This is a genomic window from Desulfobacter sp. (genome assembly GCF_050177295.1).
On record NZ_JBFXHE010000286.1, the window covers coordinates 1 to 5,829 of the forward strand.

Annotated in this window: 5 protein-coding genes; 3 read left to right on the top strand and 2 right to left on the bottom strand. The window is 47.9% G+C overall.

What is annotated here, in order from left to right:
- Window positions 1–203: 203 nt before the first annotated feature.
- A complete protein-coding gene (locus AB7U36_RS16950; protein WP_319492644.1) occupies window positions 204–512 on the bottom strand; it encodes an HU family DNA-binding protein in 309 nt (102 codons plus the stop codon).
- 471 nt (window positions 513–983) lie between these two features.
- Here AB7U36_RS16950 and AB7U36_RS16955 point away from each other — a divergent pair, with 471 nt between their 5' ends.
- The 3 genes from AB7U36_RS16955 to AB7U36_RS16965 all read left to right on the top strand — a co-directional run bounded on the left by AB7U36_RS16955 (window position 984) and on the right by AB7U36_RS16965 (window position 4,695).
- A complete protein-coding gene (locus AB7U36_RS16955; protein WP_428160874.1) occupies window positions 984–1,532 on the top strand; it encodes a MarR family winged helix-turn-helix transcriptional regulator in 549 nt (182 codons plus the stop codon).
- Between the two features lie 54 nt (window positions 1,533–1,586).
- Window positions 1,587–2,432, top strand: a complete 846-nt coding sequence (locus AB7U36_RS16960; protein ID WP_428160875.1) for a DUF169 domain-containing protein — start codon at window positions 1,587–1,589, stop codon at window positions 2,430–2,432.
- An 82-nt stretch (window positions 2,433–2,514) separates the two neighbouring features.
- Entirely contained in the window at window positions 2,515–4,695 is a 2,181-nt protein-coding gene (locus AB7U36_RS16965) for a molybdopterin-containing oxidoreductase family protein (RefSeq protein WP_428160876.1), read from the top strand.
- Here the strand turns inward: AB7U36_RS16965 and AB7U36_RS16970 are convergent.
- Entirely contained in the window at window positions 4,692–5,627 is a 936-nt protein-coding gene (locus tag AB7U36_RS16970) for an AraC family transcriptional regulator N-terminal domain-containing protein (protein ID WP_428160877.1), read from the bottom strand. The genes AB7U36_RS16965 and AB7U36_RS16970 overlap by 4 nt on opposite strands.
- Window positions 5,628–5,829: the final 202 nt, after the last annotated feature.

The window sequence follows — 5,829 nt, forward strand, 5'->3', positions numbered from 1 at the left end:
TCATCCGTCTGCGGTATTTTACCTGGACCACCCATACGGGGCTCTTTGATTTTACTCGCCTCGTAACCGCGGCATCCCCTGCGGGCAAAAAAGCCCACCCTTCAGGCGGTATCAGTTTTTCCCCTGATTCAGAATATAGTGTTCCTTCTGTAGGCCCAGGAGAAACACTTAAATGCTGATGTACCATTCACTGGGCCTTAATATCATTTGAGTTTATGAGAAGACCGTTTTGAATTGGGATAATCGACCCTCTCCTTCAATTCTTTTCCTGGCTTGAAGAAAGGGAGCCTTTTTGCGGGGACCTTAACTTTTTTCCCAGTCTTGGGATTTCTGCCAGTGTAGCCGTCGTATTTTTTGATGAAAAAAGAACACAGTCCCCGAATCTCAATCCGGTCACCCTTAACCATAGTCTCAGTGAGGCTATCGAAAAACAGCTTCACCATGTCTGTGGATTCCTGTTTGGTCAGCCCTGTTCTATCTTTGATTGCCTGAATTAGTTCAAGCTTGTTCATACTCATTGCTCCCGTCATTATTTTTAGCGGGCCACATGTTTAGCTGGTTCTTTGAATTTTATCAAGTGGCAAAATTCAGCAACCAATTGAAATACAATTATATATAAAATTTGGATTTTATTTTACAAGATTTCGAAGAAAATTGGAGAAGGGCTAATCCCAACAATAGAAACGCCAGTGCCCATGGTCTTTTTCGGAACAATAGCGACTGGTCATAGACACAGTCAACTCTCAATTCCTATCCGCGAAAGCGATAAAATCAAGGAGAATCGATCTGTTCAATATATTGAGTAGTTTTCATGTTTTCATGAGCCTCATATTCTGATTCAAAGCTTCATCAAGGCTAAATACTGGACCCTAACTATACACCGGATACCAATTGGATACTTGTAATATTTCCATATAACAGCCATGGGCTGACCTGGTTTATTAATCCCAGGCTCAGCCCATAACGAAAGTTGAAAGATCTCTATGGTTACACAGACTTTCTTACAAAAGGATGCTGCGAACATTCATCCAGAGCACCTAAAATTACTTGACACTGTTTATTTGGTTGTATATACAACAAATATGGTGTTTGATTATGATCATAATAAATCCTTGGGATATTTAAGCGGGTTAGCTAATAGACTACTAAGCAATACGCTTGCAGCACAATTCCAAGCGGCGAATATAGACATGACAGCTGAACAATGGGGTGCTATTATTATTTTATTGAATGAAGGCGCTATTACCCAAAGACAACTTGGAGAGCGGCCTTATCTTGAAAAATCCAGCGTAAGCCGCCTGTTGGAGGGGCTTGAACGGCGCAATTGGATCGTACGAACTAAAAATCCTAAAGACAGCAGGCAAAAGCTCGTTACACCCACTCCCAAGGTTCTGGAAACAGTAGAGCGTTGTTCAAATATCGCCAAAACCATTTTAAAAGACGCGCAGCGCGGTTTGACTGAAGAGGAGCAGTCGGCATGTCAGGCCGCCCTGTTACACATCATATCGAACCTTAATAAAGGCAACAAATAGATAAAACTAAAATTATGCCATAATAGTTGTATATACAACGCAAAAGGAAACAAAATGAATATTCAATCTATTTTCGCAGATACAAAAATATTTTTGGAACATCTGGGCTTGAACGAAGAGCCCTTTGGTGTGTATTATGACAACACCAAGCCCCAAAAAGCCTTTGGCCCAAAACCAGGTATCCCCATTTCCCGTGAAATGGAGGAGCAGGGGCAGGTGGACATGCAAGCGGTTTTTAAAAATTTTTCCTGTGTCATTGGCAATATCTGGCTTGCCAGAAAAAAACATTGTGCCGCTTATATTTCATCCGAGGAATACGGTTGTCCCGGAGGTGTTTTTTATTGCTCCATGATGAAACCCAACCTTAGATTCATTGAGCATTATGTAACCACAGGATTTGAAGGGACGCCTATTCATGGTGAGCGGTACCTGCCTTCTCCCGCGTCCATGAGAACATTTCTGGACAAGGTGGATCCCCGCAAAGCACCGGCAAAATATTGCATCTTTAAACCATTGTCTTTATTTTCGGATGGCGAGGAGCCCGAATTTGTCATCTTTTTCGCTCGTCCTGAAGTCTTGACCGGCCTTTTTACCCATACCATGTTTACCACGGGAGACGTGGACAGCGTGGCATCCCCGTTCGGAGCCGGATGTACGAATATTATTTCCTGGCCCCTTTATTACAAGGAGCAGGGAAAAGAAAAAGCGATTCTCGGCGGTTTTGATCCTTCGGCAAGAAAATATTTAAAAACCGATGAACTGACCTTTACAGTTCCCTTGTCCCTGTATCAAAAAATGCTGAAAGCCATGCCGGAATCCATGTTCAACGTCGGCAAGGACTGGGCGACAGTTCGTAAAAAAGTAAGCCGTAGTGCAAAGGTATGGGGAGATGGAGATTAGCCTTCGGTTGGACTTCTTACAGGTTCATCAACGTTTTAATGGGGAATAAAAACCTGTTAAACAACATGACTAAGGGGGTAAAATGGTCGAAGTAAAAAAAAGCTATTGTGGACTCTGCCATCCGCGCTGCGGCACATTGCTGCACATTGAAAATGGTAGAATAGTCAAAGTTACGGGAGATCCGGACCACCCGGTGACCCGGGGTGTTATCTGCGAGCGGGGCAGACTGATGCCGGATCATGTCCATCATCCCCAGCGTCTGAACCATCCCCTGAAACGGAAGGGAGAAAAAGGCCAAGGCCAGTGGCAGAGATTGACATGGGAACAGGCTCTGGACGAGGTGGCGGACAAACTGTCCAAACTCAAAACCCGGTACGGGGCCGAAACCCTGGCCTTCACCCATGGGACCAAACGGACCTACCACTGGGACTGCCGCAGGTTTTTCAATCTTTTCGGATCCCCCAATACCTGCGGCGTCAACAACATTTGCATGTGTCCGAGTTACGCCACTGAGTATGCCACCTACGGCGGCATGATCATGCCCGGGCGTGTTGAAGCCTCCTGCATTGTCCTGATGGGTGCCAATCCCGTGAACTCCGATCCCGTGGGTCTTTATCCCGAACTGGTCCGTGCAAAAAAACGGGGGGCTGAACTCATCGTCATTGAACCCAGACGTACAAAAGAAGCCGAAATGGCTGATCTATGGCTCCAGATCAGGCCGGGTACGGATGTGGCCCTTCTGCTGGGCTGGATTCGCCTGATCATTGAGGAGGGATTGTACGACAAAGAATTTGTGAACAAGTGGACCGTTGGCTTTGAGGACCTCAAGGCTGCGGCAGCAGGCTATCCTCCTGAAAAGGTGTCCGAGATTACCGGCATTCCCCAAGCGCTTGTCGTAAAAGCGGCCCGCATGTATGCTGCGGCCAAACCGGCCATCATGCCTTGGGGTTACGGCCTGGATAAGCAGGGGATCAATGCCACCCAGTGTGCCCGGGCCCGCGCAATCTTGAGGGCCATCACCGGCAACCTGGAAGTCCCCGGCGGGGAAACCCTTAGCATAGCCGGGGACATCGGTAAAATCATCGACTGGGAAGCCCTTGAGATGAATGAAAGCATCCCTGTCAGCCAGCGGGCCAAGCAGCTTGGGTCAGACCTGTATCCTTTTTTCGGTTTCCCGGGCTGGGAAATGAACCAAGAAGCAAACAAGAAACTACCTGCGGGCTACCTGGCCGCTCCCGAGGCCTGGCACTCCAACCTGGCCCATGCTAGGGAGGTTATGAACGCCATGATCACCGGCAAGCCCTACCCAGTGACAGCAGCCATCTCCCTTGCCAGCAATCCCCTTCTTTCTTTCCCCAATACTAAGCGGGTGTTTGATGCCCTGAAATCCCTTGAGCTCTATGTGGTTATGGATTACTACCTGACCCCGTCCGCAGCACTTGCCGACTATGTATTCCCGGCCTCTTCCACCGTGGAACAGCCGGAACTCTGGCTGACCAGGGATTTTTGTATGCCATGCCCCCAGGGTATAGAACCCTTATACGAGCGCCGTAACAGTTATGACTTTTACCGGGGCCTGGGCCTGCGTCTGGGCCAGGAAGACAACTGGCCTTGGGAAACGGTGGAACAGGTCTACGATTACTGCCTTGCACCCATCGGACTGTCATTCAAAGCATTTTGTGAACAATACGGCATTTTCGGGAAACGGGAGTTCCGCCGTTACGAAACGCTTGGGTTCGGAACACCTTCGGGAAAGGTGGAGTTGAGGTCCTCAATTTTTGAAAAATTAAACCTGCCGCCCCTCCCGGTTTATCAGGAACCTATTTTAACTCCTGTGGGAAGCCCTGAGCTGGCCCGAGAATATCCATTTATTCTCATCACAGGGAGCCGCTTCAAGCCCATGTACCATTCCGAACACAGACAGATCGAAAAGGCACGCAAAAAACATCCTGATCCCGTTGTTACGATCCATCCGTCTACAGCAGAAAAAATAGGTCTTGCAGCCGGAGACTGGGCTGTCATCTCCACGCCTTTGGGAAAAATTCGCCAAAAGGTCGAAGTGTCAGACACCATCAGAGAAGATATGGTTGACCTGCAGCACGGATGGTGGTTCCCTGAGAGCGATGGGAAACTGCCCGGACTTTTCCGCGTATTCGAGTCCAATGCCAATATTCTGTGCCCCGACGATCATGATTTCTGTAGCAAAGAAACCGGTAGCTGGCCCCATTCAGCGCTGCTGTGCAATATTGAAAAGGAGAATTAAGCAGAAGCTGTCTGACGTAAACGATTGATATCCCGTAAGGGAGGAGCGCCGAACAGACGGCTGTATTCCCGGCTGAACTGCGAGGCGCTTTCATAACCCACCTCAAATGTTGCTGTCATGGCATCCATATTTTGAGTCAACATCAACCGCCTGGCCTCATTCAAGCGTAACCGTTTTTGAAATTGCAGAGGGGTCATTGAGGTCATCACTTTAAAGTGGTTATGAAATGCTGATTTACTCATACCAGCGCTGGCCGCCAGTTCGTTTACACGAAGGGGGTGGGTATAATTATTTTTCAGCCAGGCTATTGCCTTTGAAATCTGATGACTGTGGCTTCCTGAAGCCGCTATTTGCTGAAGGCGCGGGCCTTGATCCGATGTGAGCAGGCGAAAAAAGATTTCCCGCTTGATAAGCGGTGCAAGGATTTTTATGTTTTCTTCTTCCGTGAGAAGGTCAATAAGGCGCTGAAACGTCTCAAGCAGAGGCAATGAAAGCCGGCCAACAGCCATGCCTTTCTGGGCCTGTCCGGAGCGGCCCACCGGGAGACCACTGTCTACAGTGAGTTGGGAGATTTCCTTTAAATCAATTTCCAATATCACACCCAGATAGGGTTTTTCGCTGCTCGCCTCAATGATGTTGGCCACAACCGGCAGATCCACAGATGTTATCAAAAACCGATTTGCGTCATACACGTAGGCATCCTCTCCCAGCAGTACCCGTTTAGTCCCTTGGGCGATCAGGCAGATGCTTGATTCAAGTGTATAACTCGTTGGTTCTGTCGGAGTAGTCCAGCGACTGAGCCGGAGACCTGGGATTTTTGTATCCACCTGATTTTCATCCCCTGTCCATCGGGCGATACTCTTTGCCAGTGCCTGGGATGCATCCGACATCTTTTCCTGCATCTCCACAGAATTTATATTATTTTCCGTCATTGCCACCTTCCTTGCTCTTGATTGCTTAAATCCTAACACAGTCGTATTTTACCCACAAATACTTTGCTGCAACGCTTATATTATTGGGCAAATACGTGCCACATTAATATTCCGGGCTTCTCGCCTCAACCCACGGCTGCCCATAGGAATTCTTCTGACCAACCGGATGGTTACCAAGAATATATATTAAAATATAGTGATG